Source organism: Pseudomonas sp. URMO17WK12:I9 (genome assembly GCF_900230165.1).
In the GTDB taxonomy this organism is placed as follows: domain Bacteria; phylum Pseudomonadota; class Gammaproteobacteria; order Pseudomonadales; family Pseudomonadaceae; genus Aquipseudomonas; species Aquipseudomonas fulva.
This window is the reverse complement of the sequence record NZ_OCMQ01000012.1, coordinates 96,899-118,677: the sequence shown is the minus strand read 5'-3', so window position 1 is coordinate 118,677 and position 21,779 is coordinate 96,899. Positions and strand designations below refer to the sequence as shown.

At 60.5% G+C, this 21,779-nt stretch carries 17 protein-coding genes; 10 read left to right on the top strand and 7 right to left on the bottom strand.

The window, feature by feature from the left end; all coding sequences use genetic code 11:
* Window positions 1-845: 845 nt before the first annotated feature.
* Window positions 846-1,910 (bottom strand): 23S rRNA (cytidine(2498)-2'-O)-methyltransferase RlmM, encoded by a 1,065-nt coding sequence (gene rlmM / locus CRP40_RS19565; RefSeq protein ID WP_027916560.1) that lies wholly within the window; start codon window positions 1,908-1,910, stop codon window positions 846-848.
* Window positions 1,911-2,135: 225 nt separating this feature from the next.
* Here rlmM and acnA point away from each other — a divergent pair, with 225 nt between their 5' ends.
* Window positions 2,136-4,877 (top strand): aconitate hydratase AcnA, encoded by a 2,742-nt coding sequence (gene acnA, locus CRP40_RS19560; protein ID WP_027916559.1) that lies wholly within the window; start codon window positions 2,136-2,138, stop codon window positions 4,875-4,877.
* A 235-nt stretch (window positions 4,878-5,112) separates the two neighbouring features.
* A complete protein-coding gene (locus CRP40_RS19555) occupies window positions 5,113-6,678 on the top strand; it encodes a PAS domain-containing methyl-accepting chemotaxis protein (RefSeq protein WP_027916558.1) in 1,566 nt (521 codons plus the stop codon).
* A 52-nt stretch (window positions 6,679-6,730) separates the two neighbouring features.
* Here the strand turns inward: CRP40_RS19555 and CRP40_RS19550 are convergent, their stop codons facing one another.
* The 5 genes from CRP40_RS19550 to CRP40_RS19530 form a co-directional block, all read right to left on the bottom strand.
* Window positions 6,731-7,612: a pseudouridine synthase gene (locus tag CRP40_RS19550; RefSeq protein ID WP_027916557.1), complete on the bottom strand. Its 882-nt coding sequence runs from the start codon at window positions 7,610-7,612 to the stop codon at window positions 6,731-6,733.
* A 52-nt stretch (window positions 7,613-7,664) separates the two neighbouring features.
* Window positions 7,665-7,973, bottom strand: a complete 309-nt coding sequence (locus tag CRP40_RS19545; RefSeq protein WP_027916556.1) for a hypothetical protein — start codon at window positions 7,971-7,973, stop codon at window positions 7,665-7,667.
* Window positions 7,974-8,038: 65 nt separating this feature from the next.
* Window positions 8,039-8,470: a D-Ala-D-Ala carboxypeptidase family metallohydrolase gene (locus CRP40_RS19540; protein ID WP_027916555.1), complete on the bottom strand. Its 432-nt coding sequence runs from the start codon at window positions 8,468-8,470 to the stop codon at window positions 8,039-8,041.
* A 122-nt stretch (window positions 8,471-8,592) separates the two neighbouring features.
* On the bottom strand, window positions 8,593-8,829 hold the full coding sequence (locus CRP40_RS19535) for a glutaredoxin family protein (RefSeq protein ID WP_027916554.1): 237 nt from the start codon (window positions 8,827-8,829) through the stop codon (window positions 8,593-8,595).
* A gap of 72 nt (window positions 8,830-8,901) precedes the next feature.
* Window positions 8,902-10,110, bottom strand: a complete 1,209-nt coding sequence (locus CRP40_RS19530) for an ammonium transporter (protein WP_027916553.1) — start codon at window positions 10,108-10,110, stop codon at window positions 8,902-8,904.
* A 303-nt stretch (window positions 10,111-10,413) separates the two neighbouring features.
* On the opposite strand from CRP40_RS19530, the gene CRP40_RS19525 reads away from it, so the two are divergent.
* The 8 genes from CRP40_RS19525 to dacB all read left to right on the top strand — a co-directional run bounded on the left by CRP40_RS19525 (window position 10,414) and on the right by dacB (window position 19,484).
* Complete coding sequence (locus CRP40_RS19525; RefSeq protein WP_027916552.1) at window positions 10,414-10,728, top strand: DUF883 family protein; 315 nt, start codon at window positions 10,414-10,416, stop codon at window positions 10,726-10,728.
* 9 nt (window positions 10,729-10,737) lie between these two features.
* A complete protein-coding gene (locus tag CRP40_RS19520) occupies window positions 10,738-11,112 on the top strand; it encodes a phage holin family protein (protein ID WP_023533670.1) in 375 nt (124 codons plus the stop codon).
* Window positions 11,109-11,441, top strand: coding sequence for a hypothetical protein (locus CRP40_RS19515; protein ID WP_027916551.1), 333 nt, complete (start codon window positions 11,109-11,111; stop codon window positions 11,439-11,441). Before CRP40_RS19520 ends, CRP40_RS19515 begins: the two co-directional genes overlap by 4 nt.
* 90 nt (window positions 11,442-11,531) lie before the next feature.
* The gene (locus tag CRP40_RS19510) at window positions 11,532-12,863 is read left to right on the top strand and encodes a deoxyguanosinetriphosphate triphosphohydrolase (protein ID WP_027916550.1); all 1,332 of its coding nucleotides are present in this window, start codon (window positions 11,532-11,534) and stop codon (window positions 12,861-12,863) included.
* A gap of 278 nt (window positions 12,864-13,141) precedes the next feature.
* Complete coding sequence (locus CRP40_RS19505) at window positions 13,142-13,759, top strand: response regulator transcription factor (protein WP_027916549.1); 618 nt, start codon at window positions 13,142-13,144, stop codon at window positions 13,757-13,759.
* A gap of 7 nt (window positions 13,760-13,766) precedes the next feature.
* Window positions 13,767-17,399: a transporter substrate-binding domain-containing protein gene (locus CRP40_RS19500; protein ID WP_027916548.1), complete on the top strand. Its 3,633-nt coding sequence runs from the start codon at window positions 13,767-13,769 to the stop codon at window positions 17,397-17,399.
* A gap of 41 nt (window positions 17,400-17,440) precedes the next feature.
* Window positions 17,441-17,785, top strand: a complete 345-nt coding sequence (locus CRP40_RS19495) for a YggL family protein (protein WP_023533709.1) — start codon at window positions 17,441-17,443, stop codon at window positions 17,783-17,785.
* Between the two features lie 241 nt (window positions 17,786-18,026).
* On the top strand, window positions 18,027-19,484 hold the full coding sequence (dacB, locus tag CRP40_RS19490) for a D-alanyl-D-alanine carboxypeptidase/D-alanyl-D-alanine-endopeptidase (protein WP_027916547.1): 1,458 nt from the start codon (window positions 18,027-18,029) through the stop codon (window positions 19,482-19,484).
* 43 nt (window positions 19,485-19,527) lie between these two features.
* Here the strand turns inward: dacB and rlmKL are convergent, their stop codons facing one another.
* Window positions 19,528-21,720: a bifunctional 23S rRNA (guanine(2069)-N(7))-methyltransferase RlmK/23S rRNA (guanine(2445)-N(2))-methyltransferase RlmL gene (gene rlmKL / locus CRP40_RS19485; RefSeq protein WP_027916546.1), complete on the bottom strand. Its 2,193-nt coding sequence runs from the start codon at window positions 21,718-21,720 to the stop codon at window positions 19,528-19,530.
* Window positions 21,721-21,779 lie beyond the last annotated feature (59 nt).

Here is a 21,779-nt window from a genome sequence, read left to right as displayed (position 1 = left end):
ATCTTGATCTTGATCTTGATCTTGATCTTGATCTTCGCGACTTCAGAAGGCCGAACGCAGGTCTTGCGGAGGGAGGTGACAGGCATGGATGCCTGTCAAGCGCTGGGCCCCAGGATGGGGCCTGCAGCGCGGTCCTCCCGGGAGCAAGCCCGGAGTGAGGGAACCCCGAAGCGCAGCGTAGGGGCCGTATGAACGGAGCGCAGCCTTTTTTGGTTACTTTTTGTGGCGTTTGACAAAAAGTAACTCGCCGTAAGGGCGAAAAGGTGATTAAGCGTCGCCATCGCAAACGGACTATGCTCTCTATCAACACCCACACCAACCCAATCAAACTTCAAACTTCAAACTTCAAACTTCAAACTTCAAACTTCAAACTTCAAACTTCAAAGCGTAGGCGCATACAGCAAGTTGGTATTCATTGGCGCGGGTGGCGCACAGTCACCCTTCCGCCCTTACGGCGGCTCACTTTTTGTCTTGTCAAAAAGTAAGCAAAAACCGCCTGCTCCTATCATCCGGCCCCTACGCTACGCTCCGGGGTCCCCTCGCTCCGGGCTTGCTCCCGGGAGGACCGCGCTGCAGGCCCCATCCTGGGGCCCAGCGCTTGACAGGCATCCATGCCTGTCACCTCCCTCCGCAAGCCCTGCGCTCGGCCTCCTGAAGTCGCGATCTGTGTTGCCTGGACTACCGCGCGCTTAGAAGCCAAAGCCAAAGCAACGGCAACGACAACGACAACGACAACGACAACGACAACGACAACGACACGAGTCGGCCTGCTTTCCAGCCTAATGTCAATTTAGTTGAAGGCAGTACAGCTACAACTGACTCAACCTCCCAGGCCAGCCAGACCCTCACCGCCCCTTCAAATCAACCCGCCGCAAATGACACGTCACCTCCTCCCGATCGTGATACAGCTGCTTGCACGCAATCTGCACCCTCACCTTCCGGGCCTTGAACGTCGCCTCCATGCGATCGAGCAACCGCCGCACCTCAGCATACCGCTGCTTCATCGGCAGCTTCAGGTTCACCACCGCCTCGCGGCACAACCCCTCCCCCAACCACGTCTCGATCAACGCCGTCGTCCGGGCCGGTTTCTCGACGATGTCGCACACCATCCAATCCACCGGGTGCTTGGGCTGCCACGTAAAGCCATCGGCCATCAAATGCTGGACCAGCCCCGTGTCCATCAGGCTCTCGGCCATCGGGCCATTGTCGATGGCCGTTACCAGCATACCGCGCCGTACCAGCTGGTACGTCCACCCACCCGGCGACGCACCCAGGTCGACACCGGTCATGTCATCGCCCAACCGCTGCTCCCATTGCTCGCGTGGGATGAACTGATGCCAGGCCTCCTCTAGCTTCAAGGTCGAGCGACTGGGCGCTTCACGCGGGAATTTCAAGCGGGGAATGCCCATCGGCCATAATGCACTGTTGTCAGCCAGAGCCTGACCGACGAACACCCGGCGGCCACTGATGAACGTCAGCAACAGACGCGGGCGACTCGAGTCGTCCACCAGGCGACCGGCCTTTTCCAGCGCCTTGCGCAACGGCGCTTCGAACTTGCGGCAGAACGTCGACAACTCCTTGCCCTCGTTGCTGTCGAGCACCTCCAGCCACAGGCTGCCGAACACCGGCTGGTCCGCCAAGTGCGCCAACAATACGCTGATGCGATCGCTCTCGGGCAGCTCGATGAACGCGCCACGCGCCCACTGCCTTGGGAAAATCAGCTGATTGAACCGCACCGCGTGCATCAACCGATCGGCACCGCCTTGCTCGCTGCAGACGAACTCGGCGCTGGCGCTGCCAGGCTTGCCTTTGGCATAGCCGGCAATTCCCAGGCGAGCGGCATGTTCACTGATTTCGGCGCACACCTCACCCTCGAAGCCGGGCCGGCAATGCATGAACAGGGTTTCCATCTCTTACTCCACTACGGCTGGCGCGACACAGGCGCCGGCAGGGCGGCGATGATAAAGGAAGATCGGAACCTGGGACATGCCCCGCTGGTCCAGAAAAGGGTCAGGTCAGGCAAACAGGACTAACCTGACCATTCAGTCGGACCCGTGCCGTGCGGGCCTGTACACAGCGGTGCTACCGGCAGCCCTTCGAGACGTTGCCGGGCACCGGCTCAGAAGGAGTTGGCAATGCCCTCGCTCGATAGCCTGAATACCCTCACGTCGCTCGATGTCGGTGACAAGACCTATCACTATTTCAGCTTGCCGAAAGCTGCTCGACAGCTCGGCGACCTGCAGCAATTGCCCATGTCGCTGAAGGTGCTGCTGGAGAACCTGCTGCGCTGGGAGGACGGCAAGACCGTCACCGGTGAAGACCTGCAAGCATTGGCCCAGTGGCTCGGTGAAAAGCGCTCAGACCGTGAAATCCAGTACCGCCCCGCGCGGGTACTGATGCAAGACTTCACCGGTGTGCCTGCGGTGGTGGACCTCGCCGCCATGCGCGCGGCCATGGCCAAAGCGGGCGGCGACCCCCAGCGCATCAACCCGCTATCGCCTGTGGACCTGGTGATCGACCACTCCGTGATGGTTGATCGATACGGTACACCGCAGGCCTTCGGCGAGAACGTCGACATCGAGATGCAGCGCAATGGTGAGCGCTATGCGTTCCTGCGTTGGGGCCAGAGTGCCTTCGACAATTTCAGTGTGGTACCGCCTGGAACTGGCATCTGCCACCAGGTGAACCTCGAATACCTGGGGCGGACCGTGTGGACCCGCGAAGCCGACGGCCGCACCTATGCCTTCCCGGACACCCTGGTCGGCACCGACTCCCACACCACCATGATCAATGGCCTGGGCGTGCTGGGCTGGGGCGTGGGCGGCATCGAGGCGGAGGCTGCCATGCTAGGCCAGCCGGTGTCGATGCTGATCCCACAGGTCATCGGCTTCAAGCTCACGGGCAAGCTGCGCGAAGGCATCACTGCCACCGACCTTGTCCTGACGGTCACCCAGATGCTGCGCAAGAAAGGCGTGGTAGGTAAGTTCGTGGAGTTCTATGGCGACGGTCTGGCCGAGCTGCCCTTGGCCGACCGCGCTACCCTCGCCAACATGGCTCCAGAGTACGGTGCGACCTGTGGTTTCTTCCCGGTCGATCAAGTAACGCTGGATTACCTGCGCCTGTCGGGTCGCCCTGAAGCGACCGTGCAACTGGTCGAGGCCTATTGCAAGGCCCAGGGGTTGTGGCGCCTACCTGGCCAGGAGCCTACCTTCAGTGACACGCTCGCGCTGGACATGAATGACGTCGAATCCAGCCTGGCGGGCCCCAAGCGCCCACAAGACCGGGTTGCGTTGGCCCAGGTCAAGCAGGCCTTCGAGCAGTTCGTCGAGCTGCAACCCAAACCTGCCGCCAAGGAAGTCGGCAGGCTCGAGAGCGAGGGCGGAGGGGGCGTTGCCGTGGGCAATGCCGATCAGGCGGGCGAAGCCGACTACAGCCATCAAGGCCAGACCCATACCTTGCGCGACGGGGCCGTGGTCATTGCGGCCATCACCTCCTGCACCAACACCTCCAATCCCAGTGTGATGATGGCGGCTGGGCTTGTGGCCAAAAAAGCCCTCGAGAAAGGTTTGCAGCGCAAGCCATGGGTTAAAAGCTCGCTGGCACCGGGGTCCAAGGTAGTCACCGAATACTTCGACGCGGCCGGTCTCACGCCCTACCTCGATGAGCTCGGGTTCGACCTGGTCGGTTATGGCTGCACCACCTGCATCGGCAACTCAGGTCCGCTGGACGAGCCTATCGAAAACGCCATCAGCAGCGCCGACTTGACCGTCGCCTCGGTATTGTCCGGCAACCGCAACTTCGAAGGCCGCGTGCATCCACTGGTCAAAACCAATTGGCTCGCCTCACCGCCCCTGGTCGTGGCTTATGCACTGGCTGGCAGCGTGAAAGTCGACCTGACACACGACCCACTGGGCACTGACAAGCAGGGGCAGCCGGTCTATCTGAAGGATATATGGCCTAGCCAGCAAGAGGTGGCCGAGGCGGTGGCCAAGGTGAGCACAGCCATGTTCCACAAGGAATATGCCGAGGTGTTCGCAGGCGACGAGCAATGGCAGGCTATCGAAGTGCCACAGGCTGCCACGTACGTGTGGCAACCGGACTCGACCTACATTCAACACCCGCCTTTCTTCGAAGGCATCGAAGGACCGGCGCCGCGGATCACCGATATCCACAGCGCCCGCATCCTGGCCCTGCTGGGCGACTCGGTGACGACCGACCACATCTCTCCGGCCGGCAACATCAAGGCCGATAGCCCTGCGGGTCGTTACCTGCGCGAAAAGGGCGTGGAGCCTCGCGATTTCAATTCCTACGGGTCACGGCGCGGCAACCATGAAGTCATGATGCGCGGTACGTTCGCCAATATTCGCATCCGCAACGAGATGCTTGCAGGCGAAGAAGGCGGCAATACCGTGCATGTGCCAAGCGGCGAGAAGCTGTCGATCTACGACGCCGCCATGCGCTATCAGGAGCAAGACACGCCCCTGGTCGTGATCGCCGGCCAGGAATACGGCACAGGCTCCAGCCGCGACTGGGCTGCCAAGGGCACGAACTTGCTTGGCGTTAAAGCAGTGCTGGCCGAAAGTTTCGAGCGTATTCACCGCTCCAACCTGGTTGGCATGGGCGTGCTGCCGTTGCAGTTCAAGGCAGGCCAGGATCGTAAACAGCTTGGCCTGACAGGCAGAGAGCAGATCGATATCACTGGCCTGGAAGGGACGGCCATTGTGCCGGGCATGAGCCTGGCACTGACCATCACCCGCGAAGACGGCACGAAGGAGCAGATCGAAGTGCTCTGCCGGATCGACACCCTCAATGAAGTCGAGTACTTCAAGGCGGGTGGGATCCTGCACTATGTGCTGCGTCAGTTGATCGCCGCGTAGGCCCCGCGAGGGTGCCAGTCTGCGCGCAGGCTGGCACCCTCTTCCCAAGCGGGCATTGCTAGCCCATGCCACCTCAAGGTACTCATGTAGAACCCCGTGCGAACCAACGGCGAGCAACTGCCAGTAGCTCACCCGTACCTGCCATGCACTGCCATGGATCAACCCCTGTAAATATCCCCTCAATAATCCGCGCACCGTGCCGATACCAGTCCAAAGCCCTGCGGACATCCTAGCCATGCGCAACAACCAGCCCATTACCCAGAGAGAACGGACTTTCCCTGCCAAGCAGCGGTTGATTTCCACCACCAATGCCAAAGGTGTGATCACTTACTGCAACGATGCCTTCATCGAAATCAGTGGTTTCACCCGCGACGAATTGATGGGCGCAGCGCACAACCTGGTGCGTCATCCTGATGTGCCGCCTGCCGTGTTTGCTCACATGTGGCAGACCCTCAAGCAGGGCCAGCCCTGGATGGGCATCGTCAAGAACCGCTGCAAGTCGGGTGACCACTATTGGGTCAACGCGTATGTCACACCGATTTTCGACAACAACCAAGTCGTCGGCTTCGAGTCGGTGCGCGTCAAGCCCACCGCTGAGCAGATTCGTCGTGCCGAGGCCCTGTACCTGCGTATCAACCAAGGTAAACCGGCAGTACCGCGGCGTGACCGGTGGCTCCCCATCTTGCAGGACTGGTTGCCCTTCATCCTGATCAGCCAGATCGGCTTCCTGATCGGCAACTGGCTTGGACACTCATGGGGCTTTGCCTTGGCAGCAGCGTTGTCTGTCCCCCTGGGCCTGCTTGGGCTGACCTGGCAACAACGTGGGCTCAAGCGCTTGTTGCGCCTGGCCGAGCAGACCACGTCCGATCCGCTGATTGCGCAGATGTATACCGACAGCCGCGGCGTGCAGGCGCGCCTGGAAATGGCCATGCTCAGCCAGGATGCCCGGATGAAGACCTGCCTGACACGGTTGCAGGATAGCGCCGAGCATCTGAGCGATCAGGCCCGTCAGTCCGACGAGCTGGCGCATATGAGTTCATCAGGCCTGGAACGCCAGCGCGTGGAAACCGAGCAGGTCGCTGCCGCAGTGAACCAGATGGCTGCTACCACCCAGGAGGTGGCCAACCATGTGCAACGCACCGCCGATGCGACCCAGCAGGCCAATCGCTTGACAGGCCAGGGCCGTCAAATTGCCGGTGAGACCCGAGCAGCCATCGAACGCCTGTCGGCGGCCGTTGGAGAAACTGGGCAGACCGTGACGCAATTGGCCAAGGACAGTGACGAGATCGGCGGTGTGGTCGATGTCATCAAAGGCATTGCCGACCAGACCAACCTGCTGGCGTTGAACGCCGCCATCGAAGCGGCACGGGCAGGCGAAATGGGCCGGGGCTTTGCCGTGGTTGCCGACGAAGTGCGGCAGCTGGCCCAGCGCACGGCTGAGTCGACCGGGCAGATTCACGGCCTGATCGCCAAGCTCCAGCAAACCGCCAGCAACGCCGTGACGACCATGGAAAGTGGTCACCGCCAGGCCCAGGAGGGTGTCGATCGGGTGATGCAGGCTGACGAGGCGCTAGTGGGCATCAGTGAAGCTGTGGCGAACATCACCGACATGGCCACGCAAATTGCCGCTGCGACCGAGGAGCAGACTGCGGTAGCCGACGAGATCAGCCGCAACATCAGCACCATTGCCGACCTGGCCGACCAGACGGCCGAACAGGCACAGCATTCGGCGGTGTTGAGCGAGGCCCTCAACAGCACGGCGGGTAGTCAATATTCACTGGTTGAGCGTTTCAACCGCTAGACCTGACAGCCTGCGAGGGGTCGGCATCGCCGGCCCCTCGTATTGACCAGCGCTACCAATCAAGCCGCAGTTGGGTTTCGAAATGGCGAGTTTGCCCGGTCAACGGGTCATCGAAGCGCAGACTTTGCGCCAACAGTTTCAGCGGCCGTTGATAGTCATCCTGACCCTCGAGCAATGACGGATAGAACGGATCATTGCTGATGCCCGCCCCCAGCGCAGCCATGTGCACCCGCAGCTGGTGCGTCTTGCCCGTGATGGGCGAGAGCTCATACCGCCACTGCTCCCCGTTCTTTTCCAATACGCGGGCGTGCGTCTCGCTGTTGGTCGGCCCCTGCACCTCATGCATGCGAAAGAACGGCTCTGCGTGTTCCAGGCGGCTGCGGTGCACCAATGGAAACACGTGTTGCTCAAGGGGGGCAGCAATGGCCTGGTAGCGTTTATCGATCCGCCGCTCTGGAAACAAGCGTTGGTAAGCGCTGCGTGACTCAGGGTTGGCTGAAAACAGTACCAGCCCGGCCGTGTGCCGATCGATACGGTGCAGGGGCACCAGGTGCGGATTGTCCAGACGATGAATGAGACGGCGTAGCAAGGTCTGCTCCACGTACTCACCCCCCGGCGTTACCGGCAGAAAATGGGGTTTGTCAGCCACCACCAGGTGGTCGTCCACATGCAGTATCGCTTCCTGCACGGGAATCACCCGCTCGTTCGGCACCTCGCGAAAATAGTGCAGGCGCAGGCCGCGCTTATAGGGATGATTTGCCGAAATGGCCTGGCCGTCGGCGCTCAGCACACGCCCCCGGGTAAAACGGTCCACCCACTGGCTACGGTCGATGGCCTTGAAGTGATCGCACAGGCAATCGAGCACCGTAGCCCATTGACCTGGGGGCAGACATACCGTGCTGGCTTGCAGTCGGGCGGGGTCGAATGAGGTCATCGTTGGGCTCGGAACCTGGCTTGGCGGCGTATTATCCTTCAAGCCCCGCCGATCAGCCAGCCTGGGCCAGCGACTCGCTGCGCGCCTTGAGCCAGCGCAGCACCTGAACAGGCTCCCAGCGGCTGGGGTCGTACAGCGCATACACCAGCCCTTCATAACCCACCACATCCAGCCCTCGGTGATAGCCAGCCCGCTGAAACAGCGCCTCGACCTCGGCGAAGCAGGTATTGAAATGCACCTTGCCGAAAGGCGTGCGATCATCGGTGACCAGACCTTCAAACCGAAGCTCCAGGACAGCGTCGGCCACCCTGTCGACGGGCATCCGGTTGACGCTGTACTTCAATTGCTCGACGTTGAGCATGGACTCACCCTAATACTGTATTTATGTACAGCATACGAATATCCTTCCGTTGCCGTCAATCGATGTCATACCAGCCCAGGCAGGTAACCGTCCCCCCCGCGCAAGGTGAGTACCTGTCGGCGTGGTACGCCATGGGTCACGGACAGATGCACCCATTTGTCGAACTCCAGTATGAGCTGATCGAATGCGATCGGGCTTGTGCTTATCCGGCGCGCCGTGTCCCTGGGGGATAGCCCGCTGACCGTAAAATCAGCGGCAAGCCCTTGCAGGTGCTGACTACTGGCGGCGCCACCCACTAGCCGATTGAGGTGTTCGCTGCGATAGCCGCTGCTGATGATGATCGGCGCCGCGAGCAATCTGCGCACCTGCTCAAGGGTGGTGCAGAGCATTCGAAGGTTGTCGATGACCGGTTGCGGTGGGGTGTTGTCCAAACCTTCCCGAGCGGCGACCCGAGAAATGATCATTTCATCGAGCGTAAAATGTGGAGTGAGCAACATGGCATAGAGGTCCGATGGCGATTGGCGAGGTCGGCACCAGAGGCTTGGTAGGTGCCTGGACGCGATCATCGGACAGGCGCCCGCTGCAATGGAGCAGGGTCACGGCTCCTATAGAGGGTTGATTACCTCAGGAAGGCCGCTACTTGATCGGCATCGAACGGCCAGGCTAATTCAGCCTCGTTATCGCAGCGGCGCAGGACGGGGATGACGAGACCGTAGCGTTCAAACAGCGCTTCGCTCTCGGCGATGTCGACCAACTCGACCAGTAACCCATGGTCGACGAAAGGCATCAGCACGGCCTCCGCCACCTCGCACAGGTGGCATCCCAAGGTGCTGAACAGCTGGCATTCTGGCAACATGACACGCATCCCCAATGGCTTTCGCAGGTCATTATTCTAGGCCGCACTGCCGATGCCTGCACCTCTAGCCTGTCAGTCCTGGCTTGTGGCGCCTATGCGATGCAAGGACAGGTCAGCCCCTTCGAACTCCTGTTCGTGACTGAGCCGCAACCCCAGCACCTTGCGGATCGCGCCGTAGACCGCCAGGCCGCCGATCAGTGCCACCCCTACCCCGGTCAACGTTCCCAATAGTTGACTCCAGACGCTGACCCCACCCAAGCCACCCATCCAGACCTGGCCAAAAACGCCGCAGGCGATACCGCCCCACACCCCACACAACCCATGCAGGGGCCAGACACCCAGGACATCGTCGATCTTCCAGCGATTCTGCGCAGCGGTGAATGCCCATACGAACAACGCTCCCGCCACCAGACCCGTAGTCAGCGCGCCCACGGGATGCATGAGGTCGGAGCCTGCACAAATGGCGACCAGCCCGGCCAGCGGGCCGTTGTGCAGGAAACCCGGGTCGTTGCGACCGACCAGCAAGGCGGCCAGGGTACCGCCGACCATGGCCATCAATGAATTGATAGCGACCAGGCCGCTGATGCCCTGCAAGGTTTGCGCACTCATCACGTTGAAGCCGAACCAGCCGATGATCAGTATCCAGGAGCCCAAGGCCAGAAAAGGGATACTCGATGGCGCGAACGCGACCAATCGCCCTTCACGGTAACGCCCGCGCCTGGGGCCCAGCAGCAGGACCGCAGCCAGTGCCAGCCAGCCGCCCATGGCATGCACCACTACCGAGCCGGCAAAATCATGGAACGGCGCTCCAAAGTGCTCATGCAACCACCCTTGGACACCGAAGTTGCCATTCCACACCAGCCCCTCGAAAAACGGATACACCAATGCCACGATCAACGCCGTAGCGCACAGTTGCGGTGCAAAGCGCGCTCGCTCCGCGATCCCGCCCGAGATGATCGCCGGTATAGCCGCTGCAAACGTCAGGAGGAAAAAGCATTTGACCAGGCTGTAGCCGTTATCGATAGCCAGTGTGGCAGCAGGCTGAAAAAACTCGACCCCGTAGGCTACCCAATAACCGATGAAGAAATAGGCAATTGCCGACACGGCAAAATCGCTCAGAATCTTCGACAGTGCGTTGACTTGATTCTTGTAGCGCACGGTGCCGACTTCAAGAAACGCGAAGCCGGCGTGCATGGCGAGCACCAGAATGGCGCCTACCAGAATGAACAACGTGTTTGCACCGTTGACCTGAGACTGCATCGCGCTTGATGTCATATCCATGAAGCAAAAGCACCTGTCGGCACCATTAACGCTCAGTCGAGGCTCACCCTGCACCGATTCGGTGCCAGGCAAGGCGGGTTGGGCGCTTGCCACGAATGGATGAACGCCGTATCTGGCAGTCTGGGCATTTTGGGTTAATGTTTAGGCATGGCGGTGGGTACACGCCCCGAAGCGGCGCAGTGCATTCAACAGATGCCCTGCAACGATGCAAAACTTAAGCAAAGCCTGTACCAGTGTGGTGACTTGAACCTTCCAGCAGCCACGTCACTCGAAGTACCAACATCAACCGACAGGGAGAGACACATGGCCAGCAATTCGGCAAAGCATGCACAAGATGTACTGATGGCTGACTTCCAGGCACTGGTCCGCGACACGGAGAAGCTGCTGGCCGATACCGCCAACTTGGCAGGTGACCAGGCGCAAGCGCTGCGCGAACAGATGCACGAGCGCCTAGCGCAGGCACGCGAAACGCTGGAAGTCACACAGGAATCGCTGCGCGAACGCAGCCAGGAAGCACTGGGCAGCGCCGAGCAGTATGTCCAGGAGAAACCCTGGCACGCCATTGGGATCGCAGCCGGCGTGGGCCTGGTGATCGGCCTGCTGGCGAACCGTCGTTGAGGGGTTTTCATGGACAATGACGCCATCGGCACCGGCGCCACCGGCAAACGGCTCGGTGCAGCTGTTCTGGGGCTGCTACACAGCCATATAGAACTGTTCGGCATCGAACTGCAGGAGCAGAAAGGACGCACACTACGCCTGTTGCTGTTCGCAGGTCTGGCACTGGTTTTCGCGCTGCTGCTGTTGACAGCGCTTTCCGGGTTGGTGCTGGTTTTGCTCTGGGACACCTACCGCCTGGCCGGCATCATTGGTCTGTGCGTGTTTTATGGACTGGCAGCGCTGTATTGTGGCCTGCGCCTCAAGAGCGCGGTGTTCGACGAGTCCTCGCCCTTCCACTCCACGCTTGAGGAACTGGCCAAAGATCGGGAGCGCCTTCTGCCATGAACCTGCCTGACTTGCCCAATACACGTAACCCGCGGGAACTGCGCAAGGCGTTGCTGCGCTTGCGCATGGAAATGCACCGCCAGGAAATCCGCCATGAAACCGGCCAACTGCTCGAACCTGTACGGCGCATACGCGGCATGGGAAGCTCGCTGCATGCCGGGCTCGGCATCAAGCATGCGCCACTGTGGGGCATAGGGGCGGTAGTGGCCATGGGCTTTTTGACTGGCAAGGGCGTTCGAAGTGGTGGCCTTCCCCGCCTTGTGCGCCTGGGTGCCAGTTTGATTCCCCTGGTGAAGCTGTTCATGCAGAGCAACCGTCGGCGCCGGTAACCCACACCTCACGCCGCGTCAGGGGTTCATCGCGCACAGGAACCCCTGACACGGCGTATGCTCGGCTCTACCCCTTCAGGAGACTGCGCCTTGGATTGGCATACCCTGCTTACCCGCGAACGCCTGGGCAAAGCGCTATACAGTGCTGAAGAATTGGGGCGCAGCCCTTTTCACAAAGACCATGACCGCATCATTTTCTCCGGCGCTTTTCGTCGCCTGGGGCGCAAGACCCAGGTTCATCCTGTCACCAGCAACGATCATATCCACACGCGCCTGACGCATTCGCTGGAGGTGAGTTGCGTAGGCCGCTCGCTTGGCATGCGCGTTGGGGAAACGCTACGTACGAGCCTACCCGACTGGTGTGAACCGAGTGATCTGGGCATGGTGGTGCAGTCAGCCTGCCTTGCCCATGACATCGGCAATCCCCCCTTCGGACACTCCGGCGAAGATGCCATCCGTCATTGGTTTCAGCAGGCCGCCAATCGTGGTTGGCTGGACGACATGCGCGACGATGAACGGGCTGACTTCCTCAATTTCGAAGGCAATGCCCAAGGCTTTCGGGTACTGACGCAGCTGGAGTACCACCAGTTCGATGGGGGCACCCGCTTGACCTATGCCACCCTCGGAACCTATCTCAAGTACCCCTGGAGCGCTCGTCATGCCGATGCCCTGGGCTACAAAAAGCACAAGTTCGGGTGTTACCAAAGCGAATTGCCTCTGTTGGAGCAGATTGCGAGTCGTCTGGGCCTGCCCCAGGTAGATGATCAGCGCTGGGCACGTCATCCCCTGGTGTATTTGATGGAGGCTGCCGATGACATCTGCTATGGCCTGATCGACCTGGAAGATGGCTTGGAAATGGAGCTTCTACAGTACGCTGAAGTCGAAGCGCTGCTACTCGATCTGGTGGGCAACGACCTGCCAGAAACCTACAGGCAGCTCGGTCCAGGTGACTCAAGGCGTCGTAAGTTGGCGATCCTGCGCGGCAAGGCGATCGAACATCTGACCAATGCGGCGGCACATGCCTTCGTGGAACAGCAAGATGCACTGCTTGCCGGCCAGTTGACCGGCGATCTTGTCGAGCACATGCACGGCCCCGCCAAACGCTGTGTACTGCACGCCAAGGCGATGGCGCGGAACAAGATTTTCCAGGACAAGCGCAAAACGCTTCACGAGATCGGTGCCTACACCACGCTGGAGATCCTGTTGAACACCTTCTGTGGCGCCGCATTGGAACAACAGGGTGGCCGCACGCCCTCGTTCAAGAGCCGCAGGGTGTTGGATCTGCTCGGCAACAATGCCCCCGACCCCCATGGTTCGCTTTATCAGGCCTTCCTGCGCATGATCGATTTCATAGCCGGGATGACGGACAGTTACGCCACCGAAATGGCACGGGAGATGACAGGTCGTTCCGGTCCTGCCTAAACACGCCTGGAAAGTCGCCGACCTTCGCCTTCAAACGGTCCAGTAGGGAAAACCTTACTTCAGATTCAACCAACGCTGGACACTGAGTTGAAACCCTAAACATCAGTTAACAAACAAGGTTTGACTTTAGCTATTAATGCAATTGTACGTAAGTAGTTTTGGTTAAGTTTGTAGGCCATTTCCTATATACGGTTATTGAGCCGCCCTCGCATTACTTGCCGCTTTCAACTGGGTTAAGGTGCCAACTGTCACCCTCATTGATAGCAGGGAAGTAAAACATGTACTCCATATTCATCGTCGACGACCATCCGGTGATCCGGCTGGCAGTGCGCATGCTTCTGGAAAATCAGAATTACACAATCGCTGGCGAATCGGACAACGGCGTGGACGCCATGCAGATGATCCGCGAAACCAACCCAGACTTGATCATCCTGGATATCAGCATCCCCAAGCTCGATGGCCTGGAAGTGTTGGCAAGGTTTCAATCCCTGGCAATGCCACAGAAAATCCTTGTGCTGACCGCGCAGTCGCCGGCGCTGTTCGCCGTGCGCTGCATGCAATCAGGGGCGGCGGGCTATGTCTGCAAGCAGGAAGACCTGAGCGAACTGCTCAGCGCGGTAAAGGCGGTATTGGCTGGGTACAATTACTTTCCCAGCCAGGCCATGCAGCCTCATCTACCTGTTGACAACGACTTGCAACTTCTAAGCACTGTCAATGATCGGGAACTGATGGTTCTTCAACTTTTTGCACAAGGGCGGACCAACAAGGAGATTGCAAAGGGCATGTTTCTAAGCAGCAAGACGGTCAGCACTTACAAGAAACGCCTCATGCACAAACTCGAAGCCAGCACGCTGGTCGACCTGATCGACATGGCCAAGCGCAACGCACTGGTCTGAGGGCTCCATGGCACGTTCTATCGCCCTCCTGCTCCTGGTCGCCATGCTGCTGGGCAACCTGGCTAACGCCGGGCAGCAAGGCGCGTCCCAGTTGTCCTTGGTCGCCCGCTCCACTGCGCGACCCGCCATACCTGCAATTACCCCAGAACAGCAGCAATGGTTGAATGCTCGCCACGAACTGGTGATTGGCACATCTGCTCCGGATTATCCACCTTTCGACATCAGCAGTGGCGGGCGCGACTATCAGGGCCTCACCGCAGAGTACGCCAGCCTATTGGGCAAGGCGCTTGATCTGCCGGTCCGCGTGCTGCGCTATTCAAGCCGCCAAACGGCGCTGCAAGCGCTCAAACAAGGCGACATCGATCTGCTGGGCAGTGCCAACGGCTATGACGCCAACTATGAAGGCGTGGTGCTGTCGCACGCCTACGCCATCGACCAACCCGTGCTGGTCACCCGCGAAGACGAACACCGGGCGCTGGATACTGGCCTGTCAGGCATGCGCCTAGGCATGCTGTATCACTACCTGCCGAGGAAAGAGGTACTCAGTGTCTATCCCGATGCCAAGGTCCTGGCCTTCGGGTCATCCAGCGAAGCCCTGAATGCGGTGGCGTTCGGCCAGGCAGACGTCTTCATCGGCGACACGATCTCCACCCACTACCAACTCAACCGCGGTCACCTTCCAAGGCTGCGCATGGCCAGCTTTGGCAACCATGAAGCGTTTGGCTTCGGCTTCGCCCTGCGCGAACAAGACACGGTGCTGCTCGCGCTGGTCAATGCGACGCTCGACAGTCAGTCCTCCGCCCTGCGGTCGAGCATATTCAAACGCTGGAGCGCAGGCAGCGATCTGCTTCTGACCGATCGCAAGCTTCGACTGACGCGTACCGAAGCGCAGTGGTTGCAGCGACATCCGGTCATGCGTGTCGTTGTCGACGGTACGGCAGCGCCATTGTCATACTTCGACAACTCGGGTTATTTTCGTGGCATCACCGCCGACCTGCTTGAGCTGATCAGCCTGCGTACGGGCTTGCGCTTCGAGGTGCAACGGGCCAGTGGCATCGCGGACATGATCGCACGGGTCAAGGACGGCCGCGCCGATGTCATCGCCGCCTTGGCAAGCGGCAGCATCGACCAGAACGATCTGCAGATCAGCCAGGCGTATCTGGACAGCACTTATGTGCTGGTCAATCGCAAGGGCAACGCGGCAGCCACTTCGCTGGACGAACTGCGCGGCAAGCGGATCGCAATCACACGCTACAGCGCCCTGGACACCATGCTCTCGCGCTATCACCCGCAAATCGGCTGGATCGAAACGGAAAGCTCGTACTATTCCATGGCCCTGCTCAACAGCGGAGCAGTGGACGCCGTCATCACAACGCTGATCGACGCCAACCACGCGTTGGCCAGCAATCCTGACCTGATCATCCGCACCACAGTGGGCAGTGAGCCTGCCAGTTATGCCATGGCCACCAGCACACCTTCCAAAACCCTCATTTCGATTCTGGACAAGGCGCTTTCGAGCATTTCACCTGAAGAGCTGGGGGTGATCAACAACCGCTGGCGAGGCTACACCCTGTTCGAAGATACCCAGGGCGAGGGCTTTCGCCGCTTGACGGTACTTGTAGCCCTGGGTGCAGCGGTATTGCTGTTGCTGGCATTGCTGTGGAACGCCCGTCTGCGTTTGCAGATCCATCAACGCCAGCAAGCGGAGCGCGCCCTGAACGATCAGGTGGCATTCATGCGTGCATTGCTCAACGGTACGCCACACCCAATGTACGTTCGTGATCGAGAGGGTTGCCTGCAGAGCTGTAACTACAGCTACCTCGAAGCGGTGCAGGCCAGTGCCGAGGAGGTCCTGGGCAAGCAACTGGAGAGCAGCCTGTTTGCCGACCGCGAGCAGACCCGACAGATCCAGGACGACTATCGCAAGGTGATGGCGGCCGGGTCGCCCTTGATCATGGACAGGCCCTTGCACATCAAGGGCCGGGAAATCACCATCTACCACTGGATCCTGCCCTACCGGGATTCGCTGGGCGAGGTCCAGGGCATCATTGGCGGATGGATCGACATCAGCGACCGCCGCCAGTTGGTCAACGAGTTGCGCCAGGCCAAGCAGCAGGCCGATGACGCCAACCGAGCCAAGAGTACCTTCCTGGCCACCATCAGCCATGAAATCCGCACGCCCATGAACGCAGTCATCGGCATGCTCGAACTCGCCGTCAAGCGTGCCGAGCAGGGCCAGGTCGATCGCGGCGCCCTTCAGCTGGCTCACCATTCGGCCAAGGACCTGCTTGGCTTGATTGGCGACATACTGGACATCGTGCGCATAGAGTCAGGGCACCTCACCCTGGTCCCCGAGGTGGTGGATCTGGCTGCATTGCTCGAGTCGGTGGGGCGTATCTTCGAGGGCCAGGCCCGGCAGAAAGGGTTGGCGCTGGAAGTCATCATCGAGCCAGCGGCACGTTGCCATGTGCTGCTAGACCCCTTGCGCTTCAAGCAGGTGCTGTCCAATCTGGTGAGCAATGCCATCAAGTTCACCGAGCACGGCCAGGTACGCATCCACGCCAGGCTTGTACAAGACACAGACAGCGCCAGCTCGCTGCTGGACATGGAGGTGCGTGACAGCGGCATCGGTATCCACCCGGACGACGTACAACGGCTGTTCAATCCGTTCGTTCAGGCGAACCCGCACAGTCAGGGGGCACGCGCCGGTACGGGCCTGGGCCTTACCATTTGCCGTACACTCTGCGAAATGATGGGCGCCGACCTCAGCATCAAGAGCCTGGAAGGCCTGGGCACCCAGGTCCGGGTGAAGATGCCGTTGCAACAAGCTGATCCTGCAGTGCGATCGACACCGGCAGTCGAGCGTTTGCAGGCACCTGACCCCCACCTCAACGTACTGGTGATCGATGATCACCCTGCCAACCTGCAACTGATGGCACAGCAGCTCGGTTACCTCGGGCTGCAGCACGCCACGGCCACGGACGGTCGCGAAGGCCTGATGGCCTGGCGTGCAGGCGACTTCGACGTGCTGGTGCTCGATTGCAACATGCCCCACATGAACGGCTACCAGTTGGCGACGGCGGTACGCACCGAAGAGCAGCGGACAGGACGAAGGCGCTGCACGATCCTGGGCTATACCGCCAACGCACAACCCGAGGTACGGCGCAAATGCCTGAGCTCGGGCATGGATGATTGCCTGCTCAAGCCCATCAGCCTCAGCACCCTGAGTCAACGCCTTGCAGCAGTGAACATGCAGCGTCGGAAAAAGAACCGGTGCAAGCCGTATTGCCTTAATGGGCTCAGCGCGGTGGTCGGGCATGACCCGGCTGACCATAGGCGATTTCTCCAGACGCTGCTACAAAGCCTGGAGACAGACTTCACGCTTTTGATGGAGCTGCAGCCTGATAAAGATCAGCAGGCAATCGCCGCCCATGCGCATAAAGTCCTGAGCGCAGCACGCATGCTAGAGGCGGCAGCGCTGATGCGAGCGTGCATCGCCCTCGATTGTGACGAACTCACACCTGCCCAAGTGCGACTGCGACGGCAAGCCCTAGCCCGGCACATGCGGCGCGTGCACCGAGCGCTGACGCTGGACCTGTCGACAACCACGTGCACGCAGGCGGGCAACCGGGCGTGTTAACTGATAGACTGCGCGGCGTTATTACCTAAGAGGATTGTTTCATGGCCACAAACCGCTCCCGTCGTCTGCGCAAGAAGCTGTGTGTCGACGAGTTTCAGGAATTGGGCTTCGAGCTGAACCTGGAATTCAAAGAGGATCTGGATGACCAGGCAATCGATGCATTCCTCGACGCGTTCCTTGCCGAAGCCATGGATGCCAACGGCCTCGACTATGTCGGCGGTGACGATTACGGTCTGGTGTGCTCGGTCAAGCGTGGCTCGGTTACCGAAGAGCAGCGCGCTGCCGTCGAAAGCTGGCTCAAAGGCCGCAGCGAATTGACCAAGGTTGAAGTCAGCCCGCTGCTCGACGCCTGGTACCCGGAAAAGCCGATCAACAAGGCAGAGTAATGCTCTGTCGGGTTCGTTCGCAGAAGGCCACCCCCAGGGGTGGCCTTTTTACTTTCGGGTCTGCGCAAAAGCTGCGGTGCTTAACACACACTCGCCGCGGCGGCCTGATGTGAAACCCATGTGCATCGAACTGGCGCAACCCCGGGGGGCTTGGGGCATAATGCGTGTGCATTCGTTCTGGGGCCATCATCCATTTATAGCCCCAATGCCCTTTCTCCTCGTTGCAGGGTATCTGTTTATCATGATCAAAACGCTCCGCCCCATCGTACTCGCCGGCCTGTTGCTGCCTTTGGCCCTGACCAGCCAGGCAGCTGCGGTCAATACAAACCTTCCACCCAAGGTGCAACAGGCACTCAAGGCCAATAAGCTGCAAGACACGGCATTGTCATTGGTGATGCTGCCCTTGGATGGCCCCGGTACAGCCACGGTGTTCAACGCCGACGTGTCCGTCAACCCTGCCTCGACCATGAAACTGGTCACCACCTATGCCGCGCTGGAGCTGCTGGGGCCGACCTACCAGTGGAAAACCGAGTTCTTCACCGACGGTACGCTCAGCAACGGTGTACTTAACGGCAACCTCTACCTCAAGGGTGGGGGCGATCCGAAGCTGAACATGGAAAAGCTGTGGTTGCTGATGCGTGACCTTCGCGCCAACGGCGTGCGCACCATCACAGGTGACCTGGTGCTCGACCGCAGCCATTTCGTGCAGCCCAACCTGCCGCAATTCAATGACGACGGGGGTGATCAGAACAAGCCGTTCCTGGTGAAGCCTGACGCGTTGCTGGTCAATCTCAAGGCCTTGCGCTTCGTGGCGCGTAACGACGGCGGCAGGGTCAGCGTTGCCGTGGAGCCGCCGATTGCCAGCATTCGCATCGACAACCAGGTCAAGGCTGTCAACAGCAAGAATTGCGCCGGCGACGTACGCTACAACCCCGTGCCACAGCCCGACGGCATCACCGTGACCGTCAGTGGTCAGTTGGGCGATGGCTGCAACTCCCAAACCTACCTCTCGCTGCTCGATCATCCGACCTATGCCGCCGGCGCGGTGCGTGCCATCTGGAACGAGCTGGGGGGTACCATCCAAGGTACCGACCGCATCGAAAACGTGCCTAAAAGCGCACGGTTGCTGGCGCGCGCTTTCTCGCCGGACCTGGTGGAAATCATCCGTGACATCAACAAGTACAGCAACAACACCATGGCTCAGCAGTTGTTCCTGAGCCTGGGTGCCCAGTTCCGTACCGATGCCGATGGCGATGACGCCCGTGCCGCGCAGCGTGTCGTGCGTCAGTGGCTGGCCAAGAAAGGCATCACCGCGCCGCACCTGGTGATGGAAAACGGCTCAGGGCTGTCCCGCGCCGAACGCGTGAGCACGCGTGAGATGGCAGCCATGCTGCAAGCGGCCTGGAAAAGCCCCTACGCGGCCGAGTTCATGAGCTCGCTGCCGCTGGTGGGTATGGATGGGACCATGCGCAAACGCCTCAAGCGCACCGCCATGACCGGTGAGGGCCACATCAAGACCGGCACGCTCAACACCGTACGGGCAATCGCGGGTTTCAGCCGTGACAGCAACGGCCATACCTGGGCAGTGGCCGCTATCCTCAACGACCCCAAACCGTGGGGCGCCTCGCAGGTGCTGGACCAGGTGCTGCTGGACCTCTACCGCCAGCCCAGCGCAAACGCCAGTACAGCCGCCAAGTGACCTGCATGGCCTGTGCCCCCGCAAGGGCACAGGCGTCGGCGCATCACCGCAACTGCAGCTTCCAGGCGCGATGGATGCGGTTGTTGCGGGCGAAGTCCGGGTCAAGCGTCTGGGCGGTGATCTCTTCCACGGCGTAACGAGCAGACAGGTGCTCGTCGAGCTGGAACTTGCGGAAGTTGTTGGAGAAATACAGCACACCACCCGGGGCCAGCCGCGCCATCGCCAAGTCCAGCAACTGAACGTGGTCGCGCTGAACGTCGAACACACCTTCCATGCGCTTGGAGTTGGAGAACGTGGGCGGATCGATGAAGATCAGGTCGTAGCTTTCACGCTCGGCCTCCAACCACGTCATGACATCCCCTTGTTCCAGACGATTGCGCTCTGAAAAGCCGTTGAGCGCCAGGTTGCGCCGCGCCCAGTCCAGGTAGGTTTTCGACAGGTCGACGCTGGTGGTGCTGCGCGCCCCGCCCTTGGCTGCATGCACGGTAGCCGTCGCGGTATAGCAGAACAGGTTCAGGAAGCGCTTGCCGGCCGCCTCACGCTGAATGCGTAAGCGCATCGGCCGATGGTCCAGGAACAGGCCGGTGTCGAGGTAGTCGGTCAGGTTGACCAGCAGCTTGACCCCCGCTTCCGACACTTCCTGAAAGCGACCTTCCGTGGCCTGGCGCTCGTACTGGCGGGTTCCGCTTTGACGCTCCCGGCGCTTGAGCACCACGCGTTGTGGCGAAATACCAAGGGCCTGGGGGATCGCCGCTAGCGCGTCGAGCAGGCGCGCTTGTGCCTTGTCGGGATCGATCGAACGCGGCGCGGCGTATTCCTGCACGTGCACCCAGTCCTGATACATGTCTACAGCCAGGGCATACTCGGGCATATCCGCATCGTACAGTCGATAGCAGCTGACCTGTTCGCGGCGAGCCCACTTGCCCAGCTGCCGAAGGTTTTTCTGCAGGCGGTTGGCGAACATCTGCGCACCCTCGGACAGGCGAGCAGGCTGGCTGGCCACCTGCGCTGGCTGGTGGGCTTGCAGGGCTTCAGCCGGTTCGGTACGGCGCTCGCCGGTCACGAACTGGTCCGGCTGGACCTTGAACAGCAACAACTTGCAGGGCAGTGCACCGTTCCAGAATGCGTACTGCTTGTGGCTGCGCAGGCCCATGCGCTTGCCCAGTTGCGCAGCGCCCGTAAAGACGGCGGCTTCCCAACCCATGCATGCCTGACGCAGGCGTTCGCCAAGGTTCTGGTAAAGGTAAAGCAGGCTGGCTTCGTCACCCAGACGCTCCCCGTAGGGTGGGTTGCTGATGACCAAGCCTTTCTGGTTCTGGTCCGGGCGCGGCTCGAATGTACTCACTTCACCCTGATAGATCTTCACCCAATCGCTCAGGCCTGCGCGTTCGACGTTGTTACGCCCTGGTTGTATCAAGCGAGGATCGGCTTCATAGCCGCGGATCCACAACGCAGGTTTGGCCAGGCCAGCTTCAGCCCGCGCCTGCGCCTGATCATGCACCTTGCGCCAGAGCGCAGGCACATGGCCCAGCCACGCCGTGAAGCCCCAACGCTCACGCTTGAGGTTGGGGGCGATGTCCGCGGCGATCATTGCCGCCTCGACCAGGAATGTGCCGACACCACACATGGGGTCGGCCAGTGCGCCGCCCTGGGCAGCGATGCGTGGCCAGCCGGAACGAATCAACACGGCGGCAGCGAGGTTTTCCTTGAGCGGTGCTGCACCTTGCTGCAGGCGATAACCACGCTGATGAAGGCTGTGACCGGAGAGGTCCAGCGACAGGATCGCCTCACCCCGGTCAAGGCGCAGGTGCACGCGCACATCCGGGTCGATCTTCTCCACCGACGGGCGTAGGCCTTCACGGTTGCGCAGTTTGTCGACAATGGCGTCCTTGACCTTGAGAGCGCCGAAATGAGTATTGTCGATCCCTGACCCATGACCGCTGAACTCAACGGCCAGGGTGCCATCAGCGGCCAAGTGGTCAGCCCACTCCACGGCATTGACACCGTCATACAGGTCGTCGGCGTTTTTCATGGAAAACCGCTTGAGCACCAGCAATACGCGGTTTGCCAACCTGGACCACAGGCACAGACGGTAGGCTGTCTCCATGTCGGCAGCCCCGCGAATAGCCGAGGTGTGTTCACGCACCTCATCCAGGCCAAGGCTGCGGGCCTCTTCTGCAAGCAGGCTTTCAAGGCCTTTGGGACAAGTGAGGTAGAGTTCGAAACGGTCCGACATGAGTTATCCAGCACAGTAGGGCTATTAGACTGGCGCTGCGACGCATCGCGACGCCCTGT